18 protein-coding genes are annotated in these 24,786 nt (G+C 67.7%); 9 read left to right on the top strand and 9 right to left on the bottom strand.

Annotated features, from left to right (window positions below; all coding sequences use genetic code 11):
* Positions 1-6: 6 nt before the first annotated feature.
* The 4 genes from DESUT3_RS00280 to ppsA form a co-directional block, all read right to left on the bottom strand.
* Positions 7-417, bottom strand: a complete 411-nt coding sequence (locus tag DESUT3_RS00280; RefSeq protein ID WP_221250472.1) for a GFA family protein — start codon at positions 415-417, stop codon at positions 7-9.
* Between the two features lie 36 nt (positions 418-453).
* Positions 454-1,041, bottom strand: a complete 588-nt coding sequence (locus DESUT3_RS00275; RefSeq protein ID WP_318835967.1) for a DsbA family oxidoreductase — start codon at positions 1,039-1,041, stop codon at positions 454-456.
* Between the two features lie 39 nt (positions 1,042-1,080).
* Positions 1,081-2,319 carry an MgtC/SapB family protein gene (locus DESUT3_RS00270; RefSeq protein ID WP_221250470.1) on the bottom strand — a complete coding sequence of 413 codons (1,239 nt, stop codon included), beginning with the start codon at positions 2,317-2,319 and terminating at the stop codon, positions 1,081-1,083.
* A gap of 71 nt (positions 2,320-2,390) precedes the next feature.
* Positions 2,391-4,772 (bottom strand): phosphoenolpyruvate synthase, encoded by a 2,382-nt coding sequence (gene ppsA, locus DESUT3_RS00265; RefSeq protein ID WP_221250469.1) that lies wholly within the window; start codon positions 4,770-4,772, stop codon positions 2,391-2,393.
* Between the two features lie 358 nt (positions 4,773-5,130).
* Between ppsA and aceE the strand changes: the two genes are divergently transcribed.
* From aceE to lpdA, 3 genes are read left to right on the top strand one after another with little or no spacing between them, the layout of a single operon-like run.
* Positions 5,131-7,818: a pyruvate dehydrogenase (acetyl-transferring), homodimeric type gene (aceE, locus tag DESUT3_RS00260; RefSeq protein WP_221250468.1), complete on the top strand. Its 2,688-nt coding sequence runs from the start codon at positions 5,131-5,133 to the stop codon at positions 7,816-7,818.
* A 9-nt stretch (positions 7,819-7,827) separates the two neighbouring features.
* Positions 7,828-9,279, top strand: a complete 1,452-nt coding sequence (locus tag DESUT3_RS00255; protein WP_221250467.1) for a 2-oxo acid dehydrogenase subunit E2 — start codon at positions 7,828-7,830, stop codon at positions 9,277-9,279.
* 39 nt (positions 9,280-9,318) lie between these two features.
* On the top strand, positions 9,319-10,725 hold the full coding sequence (lpdA, locus tag DESUT3_RS00250) for a dihydrolipoyl dehydrogenase (protein WP_221250466.1): 1,407 nt from the start codon (positions 9,319-9,321) through the stop codon (positions 10,723-10,725).
* Positions 10,726-10,739: 14 nt separating this feature from the next.
* On the opposite strand, the gene DESUT3_RS00245 is transcribed toward lpdA, so the two are convergent.
* Complete coding sequence (locus DESUT3_RS00245; protein ID WP_221250465.1) at positions 10,740-12,182, bottom strand: putative nucleotidyltransferase substrate binding domain-containing protein; 1,443 nt, start codon at positions 12,180-12,182, stop codon at positions 10,740-10,742.
* Positions 12,183-12,390: 208 nt separating this feature from the next.
* On the opposite strand from DESUT3_RS00245, the gene DESUT3_RS00240 reads away from it, so the two are divergent.
* Complete coding sequence (locus DESUT3_RS00240) at positions 12,391-12,759, top strand: hypothetical protein (RefSeq protein ID WP_221250464.1); 369 nt, start codon at positions 12,391-12,393, stop codon at positions 12,757-12,759.
* 15 nt (positions 12,760-12,774) lie between these two features.
* Here the strand turns inward: DESUT3_RS00240 and DESUT3_RS00235 are convergent, their stop codons facing one another.
* Positions 12,775-13,560 (bottom strand): enoyl-CoA hydratase-related protein, encoded by a 786-nt coding sequence (locus DESUT3_RS00235; protein ID WP_221250463.1) that lies wholly within the window; start codon positions 13,558-13,560, stop codon positions 12,775-12,777.
* Positions 13,561-13,781: 221 nt separating this feature from the next.
* Between DESUT3_RS00235 and purB the strand changes: the two genes are divergently transcribed.
* The 5 genes from purB to DESUT3_RS00210 all read left to right on the top strand — a co-directional run bounded on the left by purB (position 13,782) and on the right by DESUT3_RS00210 (position 19,180).
* Positions 13,782-15,137, top strand: a complete 1,356-nt coding sequence (gene purB / locus DESUT3_RS00230) for an adenylosuccinate lyase (RefSeq protein WP_221250462.1) — start codon at positions 13,782-13,784, stop codon at positions 15,135-15,137.
* A gap of 390 nt (positions 15,138-15,527) precedes the next feature.
* Positions 15,528-16,238, top strand: a complete 711-nt coding sequence (locus DESUT3_RS00225) for a response regulator transcription factor (protein ID WP_221250461.1) — start codon at positions 15,528-15,530, stop codon at positions 16,236-16,238.
* 1 nt (position 16,239) lies between these two features.
* A complete protein-coding gene (locus tag DESUT3_RS00220) occupies positions 16,240-17,307 on the top strand; it encodes a sensor histidine kinase (RefSeq protein ID WP_221250460.1) in 1,068 nt (355 codons plus the stop codon).
* Between the two features lie 293 nt (positions 17,308-17,600).
* Positions 17,601-17,999, top strand: coding sequence for a peptide-methionine (R)-S-oxide reductase MsrB (msrB, locus tag DESUT3_RS00215; RefSeq protein WP_221250459.1), 399 nt, complete (start codon positions 17,601-17,603; stop codon positions 17,997-17,999).
* A gap of 128 nt (positions 18,000-18,127) precedes the next feature.
* Positions 18,128-19,180, top strand: a complete 1,053-nt coding sequence (locus DESUT3_RS00210; protein ID WP_221250458.1) for a hypothetical protein — start codon at positions 18,128-18,130, stop codon at positions 19,178-19,180.
* A gap of 76 nt (positions 19,181-19,256) precedes the next feature.
* On the opposite strand, the gene DESUT3_RS00205 is transcribed toward DESUT3_RS00210, so the two are convergent.
* The 3 genes from DESUT3_RS00205 to mfd all read right to left on the bottom strand — a co-directional run bounded on the left by DESUT3_RS00205 (position 19,257) and on the right by mfd (position 24,742).
* Complete coding sequence (locus DESUT3_RS00205; RefSeq protein WP_221250457.1) at positions 19,257-20,204, bottom strand: SurA N-terminal domain-containing protein; 948 nt, start codon at positions 20,202-20,204, stop codon at positions 19,257-19,259.
* A gap of 22 nt (positions 20,205-20,226) precedes the next feature.
* Positions 20,227-21,147 (bottom strand): peptidylprolyl isomerase, encoded by a 921-nt coding sequence (locus DESUT3_RS00200; protein ID WP_221250456.1) that lies wholly within the window; start codon positions 21,145-21,147, stop codon positions 20,227-20,229.
* 106 nt (positions 21,148-21,253) lie between these two features.
* Complete coding sequence (gene mfd / locus DESUT3_RS00195; protein ID WP_221250455.1) at positions 21,254-24,742, bottom strand: transcription-repair coupling factor; 3,489 nt, start codon at positions 24,740-24,742, stop codon at positions 21,254-21,256.
* Between the last annotated feature and the right edge of the window lie 44 nt (positions 24,743-24,786).

Genomic DNA, 24,786 nt, shown 5'->3' with positions numbered 1-24,786 from the left:
GGAGCCTTACTTGACCGCGTCGCGGTCGAAATTGGTCATTTTCATGATGTTGGGCACCCAGGGGAGCATGTTTTCGCAGTGGACGTTGACCACGGGGGCAATCTCCCCGGGCTTGTCGAGGGCACCAATAGGGAGCATGAGCTTGCCGCGGAACTTTTTGTGGCGGTTGTAGACCGGGGAGCCGCACTTGCTGCAGAAGTACTTGCTGGCGTTTTCGCTTATCGCGTATTCGCTCAGCAGGTTCTCGCCCGCGGTGAAGACCAGGTCGGCTTCGTCGACGATGGCTATGGAGGAAAAGGCGCCCCCCGTGGTCTTTTTGCAGATGTTGCAGTGGCAGTTGGCGGCGAACTGCAGGGGGTTTTTGACCTCGAAGGTGACCGCATTGCACCTGCAGGAGCCGGTTGGCTGATCGGACATGGGGGTATCTCCTTTGCCTTGGGGATGGGAGGATGTTCAGCCCTTTGCCAGGCGGCGAAAGGCCTCGTAGGGCTGGAAGCCGACCAGGCGGCGCCCGCCGCAGTCGAGGGTCGGCACGGCGTTGACCCCCAGGGAGCGGGCCCGGGCCCAGTCGGCGTCGACGGCGGCGGCGAAGCGCCCCTCGGCGAGCACCTGGCGGGCCTCGGCCCCGTCGAGGCCGACCGAGGCGGCGATGGCGGCCAACTCCTCGGGGCGGGCGATGTTACGCCCCTCGGCGAAGTAGGCCCGGTAGACCGCGCCGTGAAACGGCTCGCCGAGGCCCCGGGCTTCGGCCCACTTGCCCAGTTCCTGGGCGCGGCGGCTGTTGTAGGTGTGGGTGCGCGCACCGAATGGCAAGCCGAGCTCGGCGGCCACCGAACGCAGCCGCTCGAGCATCGCCGCCACGTCCATGCGGGCGCCGAACAGCTCCTGCAGCGACTGTCCCTGCTCGGGGGTTTCCGGGTGCAGGGGAAAGACGCTGTAGCGCAGCCTCAGGTCGAACTCCTCGCGCAACTGGTCGATACGCACGGTACCGAAGTAGCACCAGGGTCAGACGTAGTCGAAAAAGACTTCCAGTTCGCTCATGGCTCTAGTGTAGCAGGGCGGCGCACGGGGGCAAGGGGGTCAGGGCCAGAGCCAGAGCAGCAGCACCCCGCCGGCTGCAGAGAGCCCGAACAGCACGGCGATGCGCCCCAGCAGCCGGGGGTGCCCCAGCACCGCGATGGCGCCGGTCTTGAACAGGATGTTGGAGAGCGCCCCCACCAGCATCATGCGCCAGCCGGTGTCCACCTCGAGACGCCCGGCGCTGATCAGCTGGGCGGTGGACAGGGTGATGGCGTCCATGTCGGTCAGCCCGGAGAGCGCCGCGACCAGGTACAGGCCGCGATCGCCGAAGGATTCCCGGGCCGCCGCGACGGCCAGCAGCACCAGGGCGTAGAGGGCGCCGAAGAGCACCGCGGCGCTGAGGTTGGAGGGGTCCTTGGGCTCGGGGACGCGCTCGGCCTGCTGGCGGGCCCAGAGCGAAGCGCCCCCGGAAATCAGCAGCATCCACAGGCCCATGACCGCGAACTGGGGAAGCACCTGGCCGACGATGGCCGGGGCCACCAGGGCCACCTCGAAGGTGACCCGGGCGAAGACCACGGTGGAGGCGAGCATGATGACCAGGGCGGCCAGCGCCGAGACCTCGGGCGCTGACCTGGAACGGCGGGCGTAGCTGACGGTGGTGGCGGTGCTCGAGATCAGCCCGCCGAGAATGCCGCTCAGCACCGAACCGCTGCGCGGTCCCAGGTAGCGGGAGACGAGGTAGCCGCCGATGCTGATGCCGACGATCAGCACCACGATCAGCCAGATCTCGAAGGGGTTGAGCACCTCGTAGGGGCCGAAGGAGCGGTCGGGCAGCAGGGGCAGGACCACCAGGGCGATGAGCACCAGGCGAAAGACCGCGCGGATGTCGGTGGCGCCGATGCGTTCGACGAAACCGTGCAGCGGCCGCTTCCACTGCAGCAGCACCGCCACCCCGCCGCCGATGGCGATGGCGGCCGGGGTCTGCCCCATGGGCAGCAGCGCACCCACGGCGAACATCAGCAGCGCGGCGATCTCGGTGGTGGGCCCCGGGCGGGCCGCCTTGCCCCGGCCGCGGTTGAGGTTCACCGCCACCATCAGGGCCCCCACCGCGGCGATCCCGCCGCCGAGCACCCAGCCGCCGAAGACCTGGGCCAACTGCGCGCAGACCGTGCCAAGGACGGTGATCAGCGAGAAGGTGCGGATGCCGGCGACCTGCGGCTTGGCCCATTCGCGCTGCAGCCCGACCAGAAGCCCCAGTCCCAGGGATATGCCGAGTTGTTGCCAGAGTTGCAAATCCATGAAGACCCTCCCCCGTTGCTTTAATTTTAGCGGCGGATCTCAGTTTTTGCATACCCTGGAGCCGAAGCGGCCTACCGCTCCACCTCGGCGACCCGGCGGATCACCCCGATCACGCTGTCGGGATTGAGCGAGATCGAATCGATCCCCTCCTCGACCAGGAAAGCCGCGAAGTCGGGGTAGTCGCTCGGGGCCTGGCCGCAGATGCCGATCTTGGTGCCGGTCTGGTTGGCCGCCCGGATGGCCTGGCGGATCAAGCTTTTCACCGCCGGGTCGCGCTCGTCGAAGAGCTCCCTGAGCAGCGCCGAATCCCGGTCGACCCCCAGGGTGAGCTGGGTCAGGTCGTTGGAGCCGATGGAGAAGCCGTCGAAGCGCTCGGCGAACTGCTCGGCCAGCACCACGTTGGCGGGAATTTCCACCATCACGTAGATTTCCAGCCCGTTGCGGCCGCGCACCAGCCCCTCCTCGGCCAGCACCTCGAGCACCCGGTCGGCCTCCTTGAGAGTGCGGCAGAAGGGGATCATGACCACCAGGTTGGCCAGCCCGATCTTCTCGCGCACCCGCTTGATGGCCGCGCACTCCAGGGCGAAGCCGGCCCGGTAGCGCTCGCTGTAGTAACGCGAGGCCCCGCGAAAGCCGAGCATGGGGTTTTCTTCGGCGAACTCGAACTGGCGGCCGCCGATCAGCTCGGCGTACTCGTTGGTCTTGAAATCGCTCATGCGCACGATGACCGGCTCGGGGTACTGGCTGGCGGCGATGGTGGCGATCCCCTGGGCGAGCTGATCGACGAAGTATTCGCTCTTGTCGGGGTAGTGGCGGGTCAGCTCGCGGATCCGGCGCCTGGCCTCCTTGTCCTCGAGCTGGTCGTAATTGAGCAGGGCCATGGGATGGGCCTGGATGAGGTTGTTGATGATGAACTCCATGCGCGCCAGACCGATCCCCCGGCAGGGCAGCCGCCACCAGCGAAAGGCCGCGGCCGGGCTGGCGATGTTCAGCATGATCCGGGTCCTGATCTCGGGCAGCTCCTCCAGGTTCACCTCGCTCTGCTCGAACTCGAGCAGGCCCGCATAGATCCGGCCCTGCTCCCCCTCGGCGCAGCTGAGGGTCACCTCCTGCCCGTCTTTGAGCTCGCTGGTGCCGCGCTCGGTGCCGATCACCGCGGCGATGCCCAGCTCGCGGCTGACGATGGCGGCGTGGGAGGTGCGCCCGCCGTGGTCGGTGACGATGCCGGCGGCCTTCTTCATGATCGGTACCCAGTCGGGATCGGTCATGCCGGTCACCAGGATGCTCCCCGGCTCGAAGCGCTCGATCTCGCTCGCGCTCTTGATCACCTGGACCCGCCCGGCGGCGATCCCTTCGCCGATGGCCAGCCCGCTGAGCAGCAGCTCGCCCTGCTGCTTGAGCGAGTAGCTCTTGAGCACCCCGGCCTGTTTGCGCGACTGGACGGTTTCCGGGCGTGCCTGGACGATGAACAGCTCCCCGGTCTCGCCGTCCTTGGCCCACTCCATGTCCATCGGCCTGCCGTAATGGGCCTCGATGATCACCGCCCAGCGCGCCAGCTGCAGAATCTCCTCGTCGCCGAGCACGAAGGAATTCCGCTCGCGGGCCGAGGTCTCGGCGTTGCGGGTGGTCTGTCCGGCAGAGCGGGCGTAGACCAGTTTTTTCTCCTTGCCGCCGAGCTTCTTGCGCAGAATCGGGCTGAGCGCGGGCTCTGCGAGCAGCGGCTTGAACACCGTGTAGCTGTCCGGGCTCACCGCCCCCTGCACCACGTTCTCCCCCAGCCCCCAGGCGGCGTCGATCACCACCACCCGGGGAAAGCCGGTCTCGGTGTCGATGGAGAACATCACGCCGGCGCCCGCCTTGTCCGCGCGCACCATCTTCTGCACCCCCACCGACAGGGCCACCTGCAGGTGGTCGAACCCCTGGTTTTCCCGGTAGGCGATGGCCCGGTCGGTGAACAGCGAGGCGTAGCAGCGCCGGCAGGCCTCGAGCAGCTCCGGTTCGCCGCCGATGTTGAGGAAGGTCTCCTGCTGCCCGGCGAAGCTGGCATCGGGCAGATCTTCGGCGGTGGCGCTGCTGCGCACCGCCACGTCGAGCTCTTCGGCGCCGCAGCGCCGCCCCAGCTCGCGGTAGGCCGCGCCGATGGCCGCGGCGATCTCCTCGGGCCAGTCGCCGCGCCGGATCAGGCGGCGGATGGCTTCGCCGGTGGCGTGCAGCGACTTCGCGCCGCGCTGAAAGGCCGCGAGGTGTTCGCGGATGCGCTCCTCGAGCCGGTTGGCTTCCAGAAAGTGCCGGAAGGCCGCCGCGGTGGTGGCAAAACCGTCGGGAACCCTGATCCCTTCAGCCTTGAGGGCGCCGATCATCTCCCCCAGCGAGGCGTTCTTGCCGCCGACCAGGGGCACGTCCCGGTTGCTTAGCTGCTCGAACCAGCGGATCGACTCACTGGGCTTGGTCATGGCGATTCTCCTCGGGCAGACCCGGATGGCTATAACCTGGCGAGCAAATCCGCATCGGGTTTCCGTATCCAGGCTAAGCCGTTAAAATTTCAGGCAAACCAGGACCATCCTCAGGCACGGCCCTGTCATTTCTTGTAGCAGTTGCGCGGTCCCTGTCAAACGCTTTGAGGAGAATTTTTTCATGGGAGAGCCTGCCGCCCCGGAGCGGTACTCCGCCCCCATCCCGCAAATTTCCCCCGGCCGGGGGAAATTTGCCATCTCCAGCCGGGTTTCCGGTGGCCATCCGGGAAAAATACGGTAATGTTTAAGGGTTTTGTCGGCGAGGAAGAAGCTTGTTTTTCCGAAGGAGTCGTGGTGTATGGCCCGAAACAGTCAGGAGACACCCGCAGAGCTGCAACAGATCGAAAACGCCGAGTGGCGCGAGTCCCTCGACTACGTGCTGCAGACCCAGGGGCCGGAGCGGGTCCGGCAGATCCTGCGCCTGCTGCAGGTCCGCGCCCAGGAACAGGGGGTCAGCATCCCCTTCACCGCCAACACCCCCTACCTCAACAGCATCCCGCGCAGCCGGCAGCCGGTCTATCCCGGCGACCGCGAGCTGGAGCGGCGCATCAAGTCGATCATCCGCTGGAACGCCATGGCCATGGTGGTGCGGGCCAACCAGCTGTCGCCCGGCATCGGCGGTCACATCTCCACCTTCGCCTCGGCGGCGACCCTCTGGGAGGTGGGCTTCAACCATTTCTGGCGCGGCCGCACCGAGGAGTTTCTCGGCGACATGGTCTTTTTCCAGGGGCACGCCTCGCCGGGGGTCTACGCCCGGGCGTTTCTCGAGGGGCGGCTGAGCGAGGAGGACCTCAAGGGCTTCCGCCGCGAGCTGCGCCCCGAGAAGGGGGGGCTCAGCTCCTACCCCCACCCCTACCTGATGCCGGATTTCTGGGAGTTTCCCACCGTCTCCATGGGCCTGACCTCCCTGTGCGCCATCTACCAGGCGCGCTTCAACCACTACCTGGTTGATCGCGGGCTGCGCAAGAGCAGCGGCCGCAAGGTCTGGGCGATGCTCGGCGACGGCGAAATGGACGAGCCCGAATCGCTGGGCGCCATCACCCTGGCCGCCCGCGAGCAGCTCGATAACCTGATCTTCGTCATCAACTGCAACCTGCAGCGGCTCGACGGGCCGGTGCGCGGCAACGGCAAGATCATCCAGGAGCTCGAGGCGGCCTTCCGCGGCGCCGGCTGGAACGTGATCAAGGTGATCTGGGGCGACGACTGGGACCGGCTGCTCGAAGCCGACAGCTCGGGCAAGCTGGTGCAGCGCATGGAAGAGGTGGTCGACGGCGAGATGCAGCGCTTCATCGTCGGCAACGGCGCCTACGTGCGCGAGCACTTTTTCGGCAAGTATCCGGAGTTGCTCGAGCTGGTCGAGGGCTACAGCGACGAGCAACTCGGCCAGCTGACCCGCGGCGGCCACGACCCCGACAAGGTCTACGCCGCCTACCGGGCGGCCGTCGAGCACAAGGGATCGCCGACGGTGATCCTCGCCCAGACGGTCAAGGGCTACGGCCTGGGCGAGGCCGGGGAGGGGAAGAACATCACCCACGCCCAGAAAAAGCTTAACGAGGAGGAGCTCAAGGCCTTTCGCACCCGTTTCAACATCCCCATCGGCGACACCGAGATCGCCGAGACCCCCTTCTACCGGCCGGCCGAGGACAGCCCGGAGATCGCCTACCTCAGGGAGCGGCGCCGGGCCCTGGGCGGCACCCTGCCCAAGCGGCACAACGCCAGCTATCCCATGGCCTGCCAGACCGAGGAGATCATCCGCGAGTACTTCGAGGGCTCGGGCGAGCGGCCGCTGGCGACCACCATGGCCTACGTGCACCTGCTGGCCAAGCTGCTGCGCGACGCCGAGTTCGGCAAGCTGATCGTGCCCATCGTCCCCGACGAGGCGCGCACCTTCGGCATGGAGTCGCTGTTCCGCCAGGCCGGCATCTACAGCCACGTCGGCCAGCTCTACGAGCCGGTGGACAAGGGGAGCCTGCTGTTCTACAACGAGAAGAAGGAAGGGGCGATCCTCGAGGAGGGGATCAGCGAGGCCGGCGCCCTGGCCAGCTTCATCGCCGCCGGCAGCGCCCACGCCAACAACGGCGTGCAGACCGTCCCCTTCTTCACCTTCTACTCCATGTTCGGCTTCCAGCGGGTCGGCGACCTGATCTGGCAGGCCTGCGACTGCCGGGCGCGGGGCTTTCTGGTCGGCGCCACCGCCGGCCGCACCACCCTGGCCGGCGAAGGGCTGCAGCACCAGGACGGCCAGAGCCAGGTGCTGGCCATGGCGCCGACCCGGGTCAAGGCCTACGACCCCGCCTTCGCCTACGAGCTGGCGGTGATCGTGCACGACGGGCTGACCCGCATGTACTGCCACCAGGAGGACTGGATCTACTACCTGACGGTGATGAACGAGACCTACCCCATGCCCCCCATGCCCAAGGGCGCCGGGGTGCGCGAGGGGATCGTCAGGGGGATGTACCGCTTCGCCAGATCTTCGCTCAAGGGCAAACGCCCCAGGGCGCACCTGTTGGGCAGCGGGGCGATCCTCAACGAGGCCCTCAAGGCCCGGCAGATCCTGGAAAGCCAGTTCAAGGTGGCCGCCGACGTCTGGAGCGTCACCAGCTACAAGGAACTCTACAGCGACGCCATCGAGTGCGAGCGCTGGAACCTGCTCCACCCCGGCAAGAAGGCCAAGGTCCCCTACCTCGGCCAGCTGCTGGCCAAGGAGAGCGGGGTCTTCGTCGCCGCCTCGGACTACCTGAAGTTGCTGCCGGCCAGCCTGGCCAAGTGGCTCCCCGGGCCGCTGCACTGCCTGGGGACCGACGGCTTCGGGCGCAGCGACAGCCGCGAGCGGCTGCGGGACTTCTTCGAGGTCGACGCCCGCTACATCGCCCTGGCCGCGTTGCGCCAGCTGGCCCTGGCCGGGGAGATCCCCGCCGAGACCGTCGAGAAGGCGCTCGTGGATTTCGCCATCAACCCCGACAAACTGAACCCGCACAAGGACTGAGAGAGAACCATGGCGCTTGAAATCAAAGTTCCCGAGGTTTCCGAGGGGGTCCACCAGGGGACCGTGGTGTCCCTGGCCGTCGCCGTCGGCGACCGGGTGGAGGCTGACCAGACCCTGCTCGAGCTGGAGACCGACAAGGCCGTGGTGGCCATCCCCTCGCCCGCGGCGGGCAAGATCACCGAGATCAAGGTGAACGAAGGGGACGAGGTGGAGGTCGGCGCGGTCATCATGCTGATGGACGCGGAAAGCGAGGCCGAGCCGGAGAAGGAAGAGGCCGAGCCGGAGAAGGAAGAGGCCAAACCGGAGAAGGAAGAGGCCAAGCCGGAGAAGGAAGAGGCCAAGCCGGAGAGGGAAGAGGCCAAGCCGGAGAGGGAAGAGGCCAAGCCGGAGAGGGAAGAGGCCAAGCCGGAGAGGGAAGAGGCCAAGCCGGAGAGGGAAGAGGCCAAGCCGGAGAAGGAAGAGGCCAAGCCGGAGAGGGAGGAGGAGTTCCGGGCCGGCAAGCCTGATCTGAGCCTGGTGCGCCGCGGCGAGCAGGTCGCCCCGGCCGCACCCTCGGTGCGCCGCCTGGCCCGGGAGCTGGGGGTCGACATCTACCAGGTGCAGGGGAGCGGACCCGGCGGCCGGATCGGCGAGAGCGACGTGCGCCTGTTCGTCCGGGAAACCATGCAGCGCATCACCGGCGGCGGGCCGGCGCCCGCGGCGGTGGGAGAGTTCCCGGGGCTGCATGCCCAGCGCCCCTTGCCCGATTTTTCCCGCTGGGGCGAGGTCAGCCGCGAGCCGCTCTCACGGGTGCGGGAACTGACCGCCGACGCCATGAGCTACGCCTGGTCGACCATCCCCATGGTCACCCAGTACGACCAGGCCCGCATTACCGCGCTGGAGAAATACCGCAAGGAGTTCAACCAGCGGGTCGCGGCCGCGGGCAAGCTGACCACCACGGCGATTTTGGCGAAAATCTGCGCCACGGCCCTGCAGGCCTTCCCCCGCTTCAACAGCAGCCTCGATCTGGCCGCCCGGGAGCTGGTCCTCAAGCACTCGGTGCACATCGGGGTGGCCGTCGACACCCCCCGGGGCCTGCTCGTGCCGGTGCTGCGCGAGGCCCAGCGCAAGGGGCTGGCGCGGCTGGCCCTGGAGCTGAACGAAATCGCCGGCAAAGCCCGCGAGGGGAAGATCAGCCCGGCCGACCTGGAGGGGGGGACCTTCACCATCAGCAACCTCGGCGGGATCGGCGGCCAGGCCTTCACCCCGCTGGTCTACGCCCCCCAGGTGGCGATCCTCGGGGTCTCCCGGGCCCAGCAGCAGCCGGTCTGGAACGGCTGCGAGTTCGTCCCCGAGCTGGTCCTGCCCCTGGCCCTGAGCTATGACCACCGGGTGATCGACGGCGCCGACGGCGCGCGCTTTCTGCGCTGGATCTGCGAGGCCATCGAGAATCCGCTGCAGCTGGTGATGGAAAATTCCTAGCCAAGCGCCACCCCTATTCAGAAGGAAAGGACGATCCCGATGAACCCGCCCGATTCCATTCCCGGCAAAGCCCAGCTGGTGGTCATCGGCGCCGGTCCCGGCGGCTACGCCGCGGCCTTCCGGGCCGCCGAGCTGGGACTCGCGGTGACCCTGGTCGACCCCGAGGTCAACCCCGGCGGGGTCTGCCTGTACCGCGGCTGCATCCCCTCCAAGGCCCTGCTGCACCTGGCCCGGATGGTCGGCGAAGCCGAGGAGGCCGCGGCCCTCGGGGTGAGCTTCGGCAAGCCGCAAATCGACCTGGAGCGGGTGCGGCAGTGGAAGAAGGGGGTCGTCGACAGGCTGACCGGGGGGCTGGGGGCCAGGGCCAAACAGCTGAAGCTGACCTACCTGCGGGGCAAGGCCAGGTTCAAGGATGCCACGACCCTGGCCATCACCACCGCCGAGGGGGAGGAGGGGGAGCTGGCCTTCGAACAGGCCATCCTCGCCACCGGCTCACGGCCGATCCCGCTCCCGGGGACCGATCCGGACGGCGGGCGGATCCTCGATTCCACCGCGGCGCTGGAACTGGCGGAGATCCCCAAGAGCCTGCTGGTGATCGGCGGCGGCTACATCGGCCTGGAGCTTGGCTCGGTCTATGCCGCCCTGGGGAGCCAGGTTTCGCTGGTGGAGATGACCGACGGGCTGCTCCCCGGCTGCGACCGCGACCTGGTCTCGGTGCTCCGGCGACGGCTCGACAAAAGGTTTTCGGAAATCCTGCTCAGTACCCGGGTGACCAAGCTGCGGCCGCAAAAAAACCGGGTGGAGGTGAGCCTGGAGGACGGCAAGGGGGAAAAGAGCACGCGGCGTTTCGACCAGGTGCTGGTAGCCATCGGCCGGCGCCCCAATACGGAAGGGCTCGGCCTGGAGAACACCACCGTCAGGCTCGACGCCAAGGGATTCGTCGAGGTGGACGGCCAGCGGCGCAGCGCCGAGAGGCACATCTTCGCCATCGGTGACATCGCCGGCGAGCCGATGCTGGCCCACAAGGCCTACGCCGAGGCCCATGTCGCGGCCGAGGCCGCCGCCGGGCACAAGGCGCTGTTCGAGCCGCGGGCGATCCCCGCGGTGGTCTTCACCGACCCGGAGATCGCCTGGTGCGGGCTGACCGAAACCGCCGCCCGCGCGCAGAAGCTCGAGATCAAGACCGCCAAGCTCCCCTGGCGCGGCAACGGCCGGTGCCTGACCCTGGGCCGCGAGGAGGGCCTGACCAAGCTGATCGTCGATGCCGCCTCCCAGCGGTTGCTCGGCGTGGCCATGGCCGGCCCCGGCGCCGGGGAGCTGATCGCCGAGGGGGTGCTGGCCCTGGAGATGGCCGCCGTCGCCGAGGACCTGCGCCACACCATCCACCCCCACCCGACCCTGTCGGAGACCCTCTACGACGCCGCGCAGATGCTGTTCAAGGGCTGATCTTCCCCGGCTGGCTAGCCTGCCAGCATGTTCAGGCGGAAATGCCCCTTGAGCGTCCCCTGGAAGGACTTCACCACCTCGAGGGCCTCGTGAAAGCGGGCCTCTTCGACGCGGTTGAGCGACTCGGGGTCGATGAAGTTGTCAGGCTCGCCCCCTTCGGCGATGGCTTTCACCTGGCCGCGCAGCCGGAAAAACGCCAGCAGGGTGAAACTGGCCTCCAGGTCCTCGGCCTGTTTGGGGCCGAGCACCCCCTTGTCGCGCAGCCGGCCGATCTTCTCCCGGGTCGAGCCGCCCAGCAGCCCCGCCTCCAGGGCCAGCACCTTCATCCCCTCGGTGATGACGAAGATCCCGGCCTTCTTCAGGTCGATCTGCCCCTTGTGCTCCCCCTCCTTCTCGACCCTGAAGCCGCCGAAGATCCCCAGCGGCGGGTTGAAGCGCGCCACGTTGGCCGCCATCCGGGCCATGAACAGGGTGTTGCCCGCGCTGCGGCCGAGGATGTGCTCCTTGAGCTCCGCGACCAGCCCGGGGTCGCCGTAGATCAGGCGCACGTCGGCGACCATGCTGAAATTGAGGATGTTCTGGGAGACGGGGTTGCCGATCCACTGGTCGATCGCCCGGGTCCACTCCCCCAGGCTGCGCCTCCAGAAGGGGTTCTTGGCCATGATCCCGCCGGGGCACTCGGGGATGCCGATCTCGATCAGCGCCGCGATCAGCGCCGCGGAGAAGGCCTCGAGCCGCTCCAGCTCCGCGGCGCCCAGGTCTTCGGCATGGATGATGGCGTTGTCCTGGTCGGTCTTGAGGGTCTGCTCGCCGCGCCCCTCGCTGCCGAGTACCACGAAGGCGAAGCGCTCGGTCAGCTCGGGGAAGCGCTCCTCGCGCAGCAGCTCCACCAGGCGCAGCAGGAGCTGGTCGTGCAGATCGGAGATCAGCCGCACCAGGTCGGGGGTGCGCACCCCGGCATTGTGCAGGAACACCACCAGCTCCTCGATCTCCCGGTAATGGGCCTTGAGCTCGGCGATGCTGGCGGCGTTTTCGAACTCCTTGACCAGGTGCTGGGGGGACTTGGTCTGGAGCTTGATCAGGTCCGATTCGACGACCATGCCGCAAAGCCGCCCCTGCTCGTCCACCACCCCCACCCGGTGGATGCCGTGCCGCGACATCTGGTAAACCACCTCGAAAAAGCTGTCCTGCTCGCTCACGGTGATCAGCGGCCCGTTCATGATCTGCCGCGCCCGCAATGCCCGCGGATCGGCGCCGATGGCCACCACCTTGTTGCGCAGGTCGCGGTCGGTGATGATCCCCACCGGATCGCCGCCGGCGCGGACCACCAGGCTGGAGACGTTCTTTTCGGCCATGGTCGCCGCCAGTTCGACGACCGGCTCGTCCACCTCGCAGGTGTAATAGACCCGTCGGCAGAATTGGCTCACCGGCAGGAAAAAGATGTTTTCTTCGGCCATCCTCTAACAGCTCCCACATGAATGGGGCCAGGCCCGGGTTCGTCCGGACCGGCTCCAGACAAACACTGTTACAAAATGACCGGGTCCTGTCAATGGCAAAGGGGATGGGAGCAGCGGCGGCCTCGCCGGCCAAAAGCCTGGACCGGCTGCCGGGCAGTTGCTATGATGCGGGCAGTCGTGATTCGCCGGGGAAGGGGGGGGAAGCGCCATGGTCAACGAGGCAGAACCGTTTCGCGAGCGGCGCAGGGGACCCGACCCGCTGGTGCGTTCGCTGCGCTGGCTGGGGGGCCTGGGCTGGCTGGCCATGCTGGCCGCCCTGGTGTTTCTCGATCTGGCCAAACCCGAAATCGAAACCTTCTTCGAGCGCTGGTACCAGATCCGGCTGCGCACCACCTGGGACCTGCAGCTGGCGCGCTACCTCTTCTACTCGATGCTCGCCGGGCTGGCCTTCAGCCTGGCCGGGCTGGCCGCCAACCTGCGGCGGCGCCGGCGCAGCTCCGACGAGATCCGCGTCTCGCTGGTGGCGCTGGCGGTGATCAGCCTGCTCGGCATCCTGCGCTACCTGAGCGCCTTTTGAGCGGGCAACCCTCCTTCAGCGATCCCTGAACCGGGGTTTGCGTTTCTCGAGAAACGCCCGCATCCCCTCCTTCTGATCCCCGCTGGCAAAACAGAGCGCGAACAGCTCGGCCTCGTAGTGTTCGGCGCGAGCGCCGTCCATCTCCAGGCCGTTGCGCACCGCCTCGCGGGTCAGGCGCACCGCCGTCTGCGGCTTGGCGGCGATTTTTTCGGCCAATTCCCGGGCCGCCGCGAGCAGCTCCTGCGGCGCCGTCACCCGGTTGACCAGACCGATGCGCAGGGCCTCGGCGGCGTCGATGAGATCGCCGGTCAACAGCAGCTCCAGGGCGCGCCCCTTGCCGACCAGCCGCGGCAGGCGCTGGGTGCCGGCCCAGCCGGCGAGAATCCCCAGGTTGACCTCGGGCTGGCCGAAGCGGGCGTTGCTGCCGGCGAGGCGGATGTCGCAGGCCATGGCCAGCTCGCAGCCGCCGCCCACCGCGTAGCCGTTGACCGCGGCGATGACCGGCTTGGCGCACCCCTCGATGGCGCCCAGCACCCCCTGGGCAAGCCGGGCGAACGCCCTTGCCTGCAGCGGTCCGAAATCGACCACCGCCGCCAGGTCGCCGCCGGCGGCGAAGGCCTTCTCGCCGGCGCCGGTGAGGATGATCACCCTGACCTCGGGGTCGCTCTCCAGCGCCGCCACCGCCTCGCCCAGCTCGCGCAGGGTCGCCTCGTCGAGGGCGTTGAGCACCTTGGGGCGGTTCAGGGTCAGGGTGGCGATCCCCCCGGCGGTCTCGAGCAGCAGGTTTGCGTATCGGCTCATCGCTTCTCCTCCATCCGATTTTGCCATGGCCGCGGCCCGCTCGTGCGGCGGGCAACGCGAAGCTGCGCTCAACTTAACATCTATCCGCCGGCCGTTGTCAACGGCTTCTCCCGGCGCCGGCTCCGCCGAAAATCGCCCCGCGGCCTGCCGTTGAGGGTTGCAGAAACCGCCCAACTGAGCTAAATTGCCGTCGAATCGAACGAATAAGGAGAAAACAGCCGATGATTACCGCCATCAGCCCCATCGACGGGCGTTACGGATCGAAAGTCCAGGAACTGACCGAGTGCTTCTCGGAATACGCGCTGCTGCGCAACCGCGTCAAGGTGGAGGTGCTGTGGCTGCTGGCGCTGTGCGCCGAGCCGGGCATCCCCGAGTGCCGCGCGGTCAGCGCCGGGGAGGAGCTGCTGCTGCGCAACATCGTCGAGCGCTTCACCCCCGCCGAGGCCGAGAAGGTCAAGGCCATCGAGGCGGTGACCAACCACGACGTCAAGGCCGTGGAATACTACCTGAAGGAGCAGATCGCCGGCTCGCCCCTGGAGGAGCTCAGCGAGTTCATCCACTTCGCCTGCACCTCCGAGGACATCAACAACCTCTCCCACGCCCTGATGCTCAAGGACGGGCTGGCCGCCATCGGACCGTTCCAGGAGCAGATCATCGCCTTTCTCAAGCGCCTGGCCGCCGAGTTCAAAGAGGTGCCGATGCTGGCCCGCACCCACGGTCAGACCGCCTCGCCGACCACCATCGGCAAGGAGTTGGCGGTGTTCGCCGCGCGCCTGCGGAAGCAGAGCGAGAACATCGCCGCGGTGCAGATCCTCGGCAAGCTCAACGGCGCCGTGGGCAACTTCAACGCCCACCTCAGCGCCTACCCGCAGGTCGACTGGGTCGCCCTGGCCAAGGGGGTGATCGAGAAGGAGCTGGGGCTCAAGCAGAACCTGTTCACCACCCAGATCGAGCCCCACGACTACATGGCCGAGCTGTTCGACGCCCTGGCGCGCTGGAACACCATCCTCACCGATCTCAACCGCGACGTCTGGACCTACATCTCCATGGCCTACTTCGGGCAGAGGACGGTCAAGGGCGAGATCGGCTCCTCGACCATGCCGCACAAGGTCAACCCCATCGACTTCGAGAACTCGGAAGGCAACTGCGGGCTGGCCAACGCCGTCTTCAACCACCTCAGCGCCAAGCTGCCGATCTCGCGCCTGCAGCGCGACCTCACCGACTCCACCGTGCTGCGCAACATGGGGGTCGGCTTCGGCTACAGCCTGATCGCCTACAAGTCGACCCTCAAGGGGCTGGGCAAGCTCAAGCTCAACGAGCAGAAGCTGGCCGGCGACCTGGACCAGGCCTGGGAGGTGCTCGCCGAGCCGATCCAGACCGTGATGCGCAAGGCCGGCATCGAGAAGCCCTACGAAAAGCTCAAGGAGCTGACCCGCGGCAACGTCATCGACCGCGCAACCATCCGCAGCTTCGTCGAAACCCTGGAGCTGGCCGCCGAGGACAAACAGCGCCTGCTCGAAATGAGCCCCGCCAGCTACACCGGCATGGCGGCGAAGATCGCCGAGCTGCTCGACTGAGCCAGCTTCGACCAACGGATGCACCACCCCAAGGGACCGCCGACGCGGTCCCTTGCTTTTTTGGGGTATTAGAAGTGCGTTTTTCTTCCCCCTGTGACGCCGCCGGAGCGGAGTGGACGTTTGGCGACCCAGACGGGCAAATGTCTGAGCGCAGCGAGTTTTTGCCCGTCCGCCAAACGTCTGCGCAGCGCAGGGAACCGCCGCAGGCGGGCAAGGATCGGGGTGCGTTTTTCTGCTTACTCTTTTGGCGCACACCAAAAGAGTAAGTCGCCGTCAGGGGGCGAGACCCCTGTTTTTTTTTGCTCCGAACCCGGCCGCCAAGGCAATCACCCACCTGCGTTGTTATAATTTCAAGTAGTTCCCATTCGCGAAAAAAACCAGGAGCCGCCCATGAACCCCGCCGCGCTGCAGGGCCCGATCCTGATCGCCGAAGACGACCGCAACACCTCCGCCCTGGTCGCCACCTACCTCGAGCGCGAAGGATTCAAGACCCTCGCCGCCTACGACGGTGAGCAGGCCCTGGAGCTGGCCCGCCGCCAGGCCCCAGGCTTCGTCATCCTCGACGTGATGCTCCCCAAGCTCGACGGCTGGGAGATCTGCCGCGAGCTGCGCCGCTTCTCCGACGTGCCGATCCTGATGCTGACCGCGCGGGAGGAAGAGATCGACCGGGTGCTCGGGCTCTCCCTGGGCGCCGACGACTACGTGGTCAAGCCCTTCAGCCCGCGGGAGCTGGTGGAGCGGGTCAAGGCGATCCTGCGCCGGGTCGGCGGCTCCCCCCACCCGGGGGAGCGCCCCCTGGTCCAGGCCGGGCTGGTGCTCGATCCGCTCAAGCACAAGGTCACCCTGCACGGACGGCCCGTGGAGCTGACCGGTTCGGAATTCAAGCTGCTGCGCGCCCTGATGAGCGCCCCGGGGCGAGTTTTCTCCCGGGAGGAGCTGCTCAACCACTTCTACCAGCACGGCGAGGTGGTGGTCGACCGGGTCATCGACGTGCACATCGGCAAGCTGCGGCAGAAGGTCGAACAGGACCCCGCCCGGCCCCGGCTGATCCTCACCGTGCGCGGTTTCGGTTACCGCTTCGCCGAACCGGGGGAGGGGTGAGGTGAAACAGCGCCTGCTGTGGAAGCTGCTGCTGATCAATGTGGTGCCGGTCATCGCCGTCATCATCCTGGTGATCTGGTGGGCCATCGACCAGCTGGCGGCCGACTACTTCATGGTGCTGATGGACAAGTACATGGTCTCGCCCACCGAGACCCACCAGATGTTCCTCGCCGCCATCCACCGCTACCTGCTCTGGGCCACCCTGGCGGCGCTGGCCCTGGCGCTGCTGCTGAGCTTCCTGCTGACGCAGCGGGTGCTGCGGCCGCTGGCCCAGATGGCGGCGATCACCCGGGAGCTGGCCGCGGGGAGCTACTCGGCGCGGGTCGAGGTGACCTCGCGGGACGAGGTCGGCGAACTGGGGCTGGCCTTCAACCGCATGGCCGACAGCCTGGCGCGGGTGGAGGGGCTGCGCAAGACCATGGTCGCCGACCTGGCCCACGAGCTGCGCACCCCGCTCACCAACCTGCGCGGCTACCTGGAGGGCCTCGCCGACGAGGTGCTGCCCCCCACGCGGCAGACCTTCGAGATGCTGCAGCAGGAGATCCTGCGCCTGGTGCACCTGGTGGAGGACCTGCAGCAGCTGGCCCGCGCCGATGCGGCCAAAGCCTTTTTGCAGCGTCAGCCGCTGGCCCTCCCCGAGCTGATCAACCAGCTGCTGGCGCTCTATCGGCCCAACTTCGAGGCCCGCGGCATCCGCGTCGAGACCCGCTACGACCCGGCCGCAAAGCAGGTGCAGGCCGACCGGGACAAGCTGCTGCAGGCGCTGCGCAACCTGGTGGACAACGCCTGGAAATACACCCCCCAGGGGGGGCGGGTCAGCATCCGCACCGAGCGCGACACCGGGGCGGTGCGCCTGGTCATCGCCAACAGCGGCGAGGGGATCGCCGCGGCGGATCTCCCCTTCATCTTCGAGCGCTTCTTCCGCGCCGAGCGTTCGCGCAGCCGCGAAGCCGGCGGGGCGGGGATCGGCCTGGCCATCGTCAAGGAGCTGATCGAGGCCCACGGCGGCCTGGTCGGGGCGGAGAGCTCCCCCGGGGAGACCCGCGTCTGGTTCACCCTGCCCGACTGAGCCCCATTCTTTACCAGATCTTTAATTGCCCTTTATCCGCACTTTATCCCACCCTGCTAAGGTTTAATCATCGCCGGCCCCCACCAAAGCCCGGGAAAAGGCGATAATTGAGCCAGGGCCCTCGGGCAGCAAGGAGATCCGCTGATGAGAAGCTACGCCGCATTATTGCTGGGGCTGCTGCTGGTGGGACTGGCCGCGGCCAAGGCCCCGGGCGCCTCACCGGAGAACGCGGGGGGGGCGCCATCGCCGACACCAGGCTGAAAGTTTATTCCAGCGCGGAAGGGAAATACGTCATGAGCGAAAAAGTCACCAAGTCCGAAAGCGAATGGAAAAAACAACTGACCCCCGAGCAGTTCCACGTCCTGCGCGAACAGGGGACCGAGCGGGCCTTTACCGGCAAGTACTGGGATCACCACGGCCACGGCATCTACCGCTGCGCCGCCTGCGGCCTCGACCTGTTCAGCTCGGAGACCAAGTTCGACTCGGGCACCGGCTGGCCGAGCTTCAATGCCCCGGTGGCCCCGGAAAACGTCGAGCTGCGCAAGGACCGCAGCTTCTTCATGGTGCGCAACGAGGTGATCTGCCCGCGCTGCGGCGGGCATCTCGGCCACGTCTTCAACGACGGGCCACGCCCCACGGGGCAGCGTTACTGCATCAACTCCGCGTCCCTGGAATTCGAGGCCAAGAAATGACCCCTGTCCGATATCGAGGGCAGGAAAAGCAGGGGACCGCGGCCGGCAGAACCGGGGCGACAGGCGATTAAAACCGGACGTAAAATGGGGCTGAGGGCAATCACGCTCGATCGACAATGGAGGCAGTCATGTCACTTCGTGGTCAAGGCATCATCTGGCTGGCGGGTGTTCTGGTCCTGCCATTGAGTCTGATAATACCCACCCCGTCCGGCGAGGCGCGGGAGCAGTTCCTGGACAGCACCATCGCCCTGGACGAGGAGAACGAAACCATCACCCTGCCGCTGTTCGAGGCCCGCAGCGCGGCAGGCGATACCGTCTGGTACATCGTCACCGAGGCCTCGGACCGGGACCTCGCCCGGGAAAAAGGGGTCAACTGGTCTCCCAAGCTGGTCAATGCCCTGGGCAGCGCGGCGGTGCAGACGGTCACCGAGCAAAGGGGGCTGGTGGTCTTTAGCGGCACCGTCGACTTCACCCCCGAGCACCGCCTGGTCCCCAACCCCGAGACCGGTTTCCCCCCGGAGCTGGCGGAGCCCGGCTCCCTCGGGGATGCGGCCTATTCCCCGCTGATCACCAGTGGCGACGGGGTGGTCCTGAACGCGCCGCAGGTCGCCAACGGCAGCGGGCTGCACGACAAGGTCGTGGCCATCGACCTGGCCCGCGAGGAAGTGACCCTCAGGCTGACCCCGGGGCTGTACCACGGCAAGAACATTCTCTACCTGAGCACCGACGCCTCGGACCCGACGGCGGCCGCGCTGGAGGAGTCCACCTTCGCGCCGAACCTCAACGCCGCCCCCGGCCTGGCCTCCAACGCCGCTGACTCGGCCCGCGCCGCCATCGTGGCCATCGTCAACGGCGAAACCGGCGTCGACAACCCCGAGCGCCAGGGCCTCTCCTCGGCGCTGCTGGGCGAAGGCTCGCCGCTCAACATCACCGAGGTGCATCCCCGCAACCGCGGCCGCCTGCCGATCTACAGCCCGCTTTGGGACGTGCACCCGGCGGTCTGGACGGAGCAGGCGATTGCCGCCGGCGAACGGCGGCTGCTCGATCACCACGAGGACGTCGCCGATCTGGTGGAGGACGGCGCCCTGGCGAGCGGCGGCTTTGGGCCGATGAATCCGGCCCTGGGCGGCCTGCGGGCGGCCGGCTTTATCGTCAACTGTCCGGTCATGTCCCTGGAATAGCTACCCCTGGCCGGACAAAAACAAAGGCCCCGCCGGAGGATACCGGCGGGGCCTTTTGCATAAGTGGAGTCGAGGGTTACAGGCGGATGTCGACGTAGGCGTTCTTGCGCAGCCCCTCGGCCCAGGTCTTGAACCCCTCTTCGGATTTGCGCTCCTTGAGGGCCTTTTCGATTTCGCCCTTGACCTCGTCGAACTGGCGGATTTTCCCGGGGCTTTTCTCGGTCACCTTGAGAATGTGAAACCCGTCGACGCTCTCCACCAGCGGAGCGACCTCGCCCTGGGCAAGCCCGCGCACCGCCTCCTCGAAAGTGGCGGTCAGCTCCCCTTCGGCGAAGGTCCCCATGTCGCCCCCCTCGGCGCTGTTCTCGGCCACAAAGGCCAACAGCACCTCGTGGAAATCCTCGCCGCCGCGGATCCGGGCCAGGGCCTGCTCGGCCTTGGCGTGCAGCGCATCGATCTGTCCGGAATCCGCCCCCTTGGGGATGAGGAAGCTGATCCGGCTCAGGGCCAGGTAGGGAGCCTCGCGATACTCGTCGATATGGTCGCGGAAGTAATCCCGCAGCTCCTGGCTGGTCACTTCGACCTTGCTCTGCACCTCGCGACCGACCAGCTTGAAGCGCAGGATCTGCTTGCGCAGATTCTCCTGGTAGTCGGTAAAGGACATCCCCTGCGCCTCGAGTGCCTGCATCAGTTGCTCGCGGGTCAGCTTGTTCTGGCGCTGTACGTCCTGGATCGCCGCTTCGAGTTCGTCGTCGCTGACCTTGAGCCCCAGCTCGGCGATCCGCTGCTGGACCAGGGTCTCCTCGATCAGCCCCGGCAGGGTCTCGCGGCGCAGGGTTTCCTGCTGGGCGGCCGGCAGGCTGAGCCACCCCGGGCCGCGCCGGGCCGTCAGCTCCTTGTCTAGCTGGTGGGTGGAGATGATCTGGTCGTTGACCACCGCGGCGATGCGGTTGACGATTTCGCCCCGGGCGTTCAACGCCAGGGCCAGAACGGCGGCCAGGGCCAGTGAGACTATGCGTTTCATCGTGTCTATCCCCGTTGGGCCACTACAGCAGCGACCAGTTTACTTCGATGGCAGCGCGGCTGCGCAGATCCTGCAGCCACTGCTGGTAGGCGAGATCCTGCTTGGTTTCCAGCACCAGGTCGCGGACCTGCTCCCGGGCCTGCTCCAGGGAGAGCCGCAACGCGTCACGCCGCTCCTCGACCAGCAGGATATGATACCCGTAGTCGCTCTTGACCAGGGCGCTGAGCTGGCCGACCGGAAGGGAAAAAGCGGCCTCGTCGAACTCGGGGGGCATCTCCCCCCGGCTGATGAAGTCGAGATCGCCGCCATCTTCGCCATCGGGCGAAAGTGAATGGTTTCTGGCCAGGAAGGCGAAATCCTCGCCCGCCTGCAGCGCTTCCAGAAGGGTCCTGCCCTCCTGCTCGTCGCCGACCACGATCTGCCGAACCCGGGCCTGGGCGGGGCGGTCGAACTCATCGTGGTGCGATTGGTAGTATTCGGCTATTTCCTCTTCGCTGACCTCGATGTCGGAGTAAGCCGCCTGGCGAACCACCTTCTCGATCAGCAACCCTTCCTCCAGCTCCCGGCGCCAGTCCGCGAGGGAAACTCCCCTTTCGGCCAACATCTCCTCGAAGGCCCCCTCGGGGTAGTCGCGCCGGTACTCGGCGACCATCGCCTCGAGCTCCTCGGGGGCCAGGACCACCCCCAGGCGCACAGCCTCGGCCAGCGCCAGTTCGCGGTCGATGAGCTGCACCAGGAAGGAGCGCTGCAGGTCCTCGGTCTCCTCCACCGACAGGGAGTGCCCTGGGGGGAGGGTTTTTTCGAATTGCCGGCGGAATTCTTCCAGGGAGACGGTGCGCCCGTCGATCTGCAACAGCACCGGCGAGGACTCCGCCGTTTTCTTTTCGCAGCCGACCAGCAGCAGCACCAGCAACAGGCCGATAAGGTAGCGCAAGGGAATCATGGGTTCCGGGGGGGTAACGGGCCAGGGCAAATCCGGCCTGCCGAGGGCTGGCCAGCCATTGGCCTGCTCCCTGCCGGCGGGGCCGGAGGAGAACAAGCTAGCACAGCTAGAGAAAGCCCTGCAACGCTTTTTTGGCGACCCCGAGAAGCTCCTCGCCGGGCAGTTTGCCCAATTGGATGGAGAGCCGGTAGTCGGGGGTGAACTGGTAGCGCTTCTGCGGGTCTTCCAGCAGGCGCAGGATTTTATCCGGCGGCACCGGAGTGCGGGCGTGAAAGCCGAACACCAGCCGGCGGCCGTCGTACTCGGCCAGCTCGACCCGCAGCCGCTTCATCAGCACCCGCAGCTTCATCACCTCGAGCAGCAGCTCGGCCGGTTCGGGGATCTCGCCGTAGCGGTCGCGCAGCTCGTCGGCGGCCAGGTAGAGGGCCTCCTCGTGGTCGGCGGCGGCCAGCTTCTTGTAGAAGACCAGGCGCTGGTTGGGGTCGGGGACGTACTTCTCGGGCAGAAAGGCCGAAAGCCCCAGGCGGATCTCGGGGTCGACCTTGTCCTCGCGGGCCAGCCCCTTGAGCTCCTGGATGGTATCCTCGAGCAGCTCGGCGTACATCTCGAAGCCGATGGCGGCGATCTGCCCCGCCTGGCGTCCGCCGAGCAGGTCGCCGGCGCCGCGCAGCTCGAGGTCGTGGCTGGCCACCCGGAAGCCTGCGCCGAGCTCGGTGAGCTCCTGCAGCACCCTGAGCCGCTCGCGGGCCTCGCGGGTGAGGATCCCCTCGCCGGGGATCAGCAGGTAGGCGTAGGCCCGCTGGCTGGAGCGCCCGACGCGGCCGCGCAGCTGGTAGAGCTGGGCGAGCCCGAAGCAGTCGGCGCGGTTGATGATGATGGTGTTGGCCCGCGGGATGTCGAGGCCGTTTTCGATGATGGTGGTGCTGACCAGCACGTTGGCGCGGCCGTCAATGAAATCGACCATCACCTCTTCGAGCTCTTTTTCGCCCATCTGGCCGTGGCCCACCGCGACCTTGGCCTCGGGGACCAGGGTTTTGAGGAAATCGGCCATGGCGCCGATGGACTGCACCCGGTTGTGGACGAAGAAGACCTGCCCGCCGCGGCGCAGCTCGCGCAGGATGGCGTCGCGGATCAGCTCGTCCTCGAAGCGGGTGACGTAGGTGCGCACCGCCAGCCGGTCCACCGGCGGGGTGTCGATGACCGAGAGGCTGCGCAGACCCATCATGCTCATGTGCAGGGTGCGGGGGATGGGGGTGGCGGTGAGGGTCAGCATGTCGACCTCGGCGCGCAGCTTCTTGAGCTTCTCCTTGTGGCTGACCCCGAAGCGCTGCTCCTCGTCGACGATCACCAGGCCGAGGTCCTTGAACTTGACGTCGCGCTGCAGCAGCCGGTGGGTGCCGACCAGGACGTCGACCTTGCCCTCGGCGGCGCGCTGCAGGGCCTGGCGGATCTCGCCGGCGCTGCGGAAGCGCGAGATCATGTCGATCTCCACCGGCGAGCCCTTGAAGCGCTCGCGGAAGGTCTCCAGGTGCTGGCGGGCGAGCACCGTGGTCGGCACCAGCACCGCCACCTGACGGCCGTCGAGCACCGCCTTGAAGGCGGCGCGGATCGCCACCTCGGTCTTGCCGTAGCCGACGTCGCCGCAGATCAGCCGGTCCATGGGCCGCGCCGACTCCATGTCGGCGAGCACCTCCTCGATGGCGGCGAGCTGATCGGGGGTCTCCTCGTAGGGGAAGGCGGCCTCGAACTCGCGGAACATGCGGTCAGACGGCGAGTAGGCGAAGCCCTCGCTCATTTCGCGCCTGGCGTAGATCTTGAGCAGCTCGCGGGCCAGCTCCTCCACCGCGGCGCGGGCCTTGAGCTTGGCCTTCTCCCAGCCGCTGCCGCCCATCTTGTCGAGGCGCGGCACGTGCCCTTCGCCGCCGACGTATTTCTGCACCTTCTCGATGCGGTCGACTGGGAGGTAGAGCTTGTCCTCGCCGGCGTACTCCAGGTGCAGGAAATCCCCCTCCACCGGGCCCATGGCCAGGTGCAGCAGCCCCAGGTAGCGGCCGATGCCGTGGTCGGCGTGGACCACGAAATCCCCCTCCTTGAGTTCGGCCAGCGAGGAGAGCAGGGCCTGGGCGCGGGCCTCGGTGAGGCCGCGGCGGCGCACGCGCTGGCCGAAGATCTCCTCCTCGGTGACCACCGCCAGCTTCTCATCCGGCAGCCGGAAGCCCGCCGAGAGTTCGCCGAGCACCAGCAGGGCCTGGCCGGAGCGCAGCAGCCGGAGCGAGCCGCCCGGGTCGAAGGGGGGGCGCAGGCCGTGGGGCTCGAGCAGGTCGAGCAGACGCTCGGCCTGGCCGCGCTGGTGGCAGACCAGCAGCACCTTCCAGCCGCCGGATTGCCACTGCTTGAGCCGTTCGGCGAGCAGGGCCAGGCCCCCGCCTTCGCCGCGCAGCTCGGAGCGGATGTCGCCGTTGCCCTCGGCCTGCACCCGGAACACCGGCCGCTGGTCCTCGATGCGGTAGACCTTGAGCGAGGACAGGTCGATACGCCGGCGCAGGGCGAGCTGCTGTTCGAGCTCGGACGGCCCAAGGAACAGCTCGGCGCCGGCCACATAGGGCTCGCCCTGGCGGCGGGCGCGGGCCTCGCCCTCGGCCACTTCGGCGGCGAAGCGGTCGGCCTCGGCCTCCACCGCCGGGGGGTCGACCACCACCCAGCTGCTCCGGGGCGCATAGTCGAACAGGGTGTCGAGCCCGCCGTAGTTGAGCGGCAGGAGAAAGGCGCGCCCCGGCGCCATCAGCCCCTCGCGGGCCTCCTCGAGAATCGCTTCGCGGCGCGGGCGGGGGATCTCCAGGGCATCGCAGCGCTCCTTGAGCTGCGCGGCGAAGGTTTCCAGATGCACCCCGGCCAGCACCATTTCACGGGCGGGCAGCAGCACCAGCTCCTCCAGCTCCTGCTCGGAGGAGCGCTGGCTGCCGGCGTCGAAGGGGCGCATCCGCTCGATGTAGTCGCCGAAAAACTCGATGCGCACCGGCTGGCTGCGGGTCGGCGGAAAGATGTCGAGGAGGTCGCCGCGCACCGAGAAGGTGCCGCGGTCCTCCACCAGCGGCACCGAGCCGTAGCCCAGGGCCAGCAGCCTGGCGAGCAGCGCCGGGCGGTCGTATTCGTCCTCCACCACCAGCCGCTCGCAGAGCCCGCCCAGCACCGGGCGGGGGATGATCTTCTGCAGCAGGGCGCGCACCGGCGCCACCACCGCCCGGGCCCGCCCCTCGTGCAGCGCCGCCAGGGTGGCCAGACGGGTCGCCTCCACCTCGGGATGGGGGCTTAAAGCCTCGTAGGGGCGCACCTCCCAGTGGGGGAAGAGAAAGACCTCGCCGGGGCGGCCGTGGAAGAAGTCGAGATCGGCGGCCAGCCGCTCGGCTTGCTTCTGGTCCGGGACCAGCACCAGCAGGGTCTCGGCGCTGCCGCCCAGCAGCCCGGCGAGCAGGTGGGCGCCTGCCGAGCCGACCAGGCCGAGCACTTCGCTGCGGGTCGGACCGGCCGTGACCCCCTCGACGAAGGAGCGGACCGTAGTATGGGCGATTTCAGCGGAAGGGTGTTCAGGTTGCATAGATTGGAAAGGGGAAGCTGTCAGCAAAGCCCCCCTGAAGTGGG

This window comes from Desulfuromonas versatilis, from assembly GCF_019704135.1.
Classification (GTDB): domain Bacteria; phylum Desulfobacterota; class Desulfuromonadia; order Desulfuromonadales; family NIT-T3; genus Desulfuromonas_A; species Desulfuromonas_A versatilis.
The sequence above is the reverse complement of the archived record's forward strand: the minus strand, read 5'-3'. Positions and strand labels throughout refer to the sequence as shown.

Excerpts from the sequence above, each read along its gene's own strand:
- DESUT3_RS00280 (WP_221250472.1), bottom strand. The coding sequence starts at position 417 with ATGTCCGATCAGCCAACCGGCTCCTGCAGGTGCAATGCGGTCACCTTC.
- DESUT3_RS00270 (WP_221250470.1), bottom strand. The coding sequence starts at position 2,319 with ATGGATTTGCAACTCTGGCAACAACTCGGCATATCCCTGGGACTGGGG.
- ppsA (WP_221250469.1), bottom strand. The coding sequence starts at position 4,772 with ATGACCAAGCCCAGTGAGTCGATCCGCTGGTTCGAGCAGCTAAGCAAC.
- aceE (WP_221250468.1), top strand. The coding sequence starts at position 5,131 with ATGGCCCGAAACAGTCAGGAGACACCCGCAGAGCTGCAACAGATCGAA.
- DESUT3_RS00255 (WP_221250467.1), top strand. The coding sequence starts at position 7,828 with ATGGCGCTTGAAATCAAAGTTCCCGAGGTTTCCGAGGGGGTCCACCAG.
- lpdA (WP_221250466.1), top strand. The coding sequence starts at position 9,319 with ATGAACCCGCCCGATTCCATTCCCGGCAAAGCCCAGCTGGTGGTCATC.
- DESUT3_RS00245 (WP_221250465.1), bottom strand. The coding sequence starts at position 12,182 with ATGGCCGAAGAAAACATCTTTTTCCTGCCGGTGAGCCAATTCTGCCGA.
- DESUT3_RS00240 (WP_221250464.1), top strand. The coding sequence starts at position 12,391 with ATGGTCAACGAGGCAGAACCGTTTCGCGAGCGGCGCAGGGGACCCGAC.
- DESUT3_RS00235 (WP_221250463.1), bottom strand. The coding sequence starts at position 13,560 with ATGAGCCGATACGCAAACCTGCTGCTCGAGACCGCCGGGGGGATCGCC.
- purB (WP_221250462.1), top strand. The coding sequence starts at position 13,782 with ATGATTACCGCCATCAGCCCCATCGACGGGCGTTACGGATCGAAAGTC.
- DESUT3_RS00225 (WP_221250461.1), top strand. The coding sequence starts at position 15,528 with ATGAACCCCGCCGCGCTGCAGGGCCCGATCCTGATCGCCGAAGACGAC.
- msrB (WP_221250459.1), top strand. The coding sequence starts at position 17,601 with ATGAGCGAAAAAGTCACCAAGTCCGAAAGCGAATGGAAAAAACAACTG.
- DESUT3_RS00210 (WP_221250458.1), top strand. The coding sequence starts at position 18,128 with ATGTCACTTCGTGGTCAAGGCATCATCTGGCTGGCGGGTGTTCTGGTC.
- DESUT3_RS00205 (WP_221250457.1), bottom strand. The coding sequence starts at position 20,204 with ATGAAACGCATAGTCTCACTGGCCCTGGCCGCCGTTCTGGCCCTGGCG.
- DESUT3_RS00200 (WP_221250456.1), bottom strand. The coding sequence starts at position 21,147 with ATGATTCCCTTGCGCTACCTTATCGGCCTGTTGCTGGTGCTGCTGCTG.
- mfd (WP_221250455.1), bottom strand. The coding sequence starts at position 24,742 with ATGCAACCTGAACACCCTTCCGCTGAAATCGCCCATACTACGGTCCGC.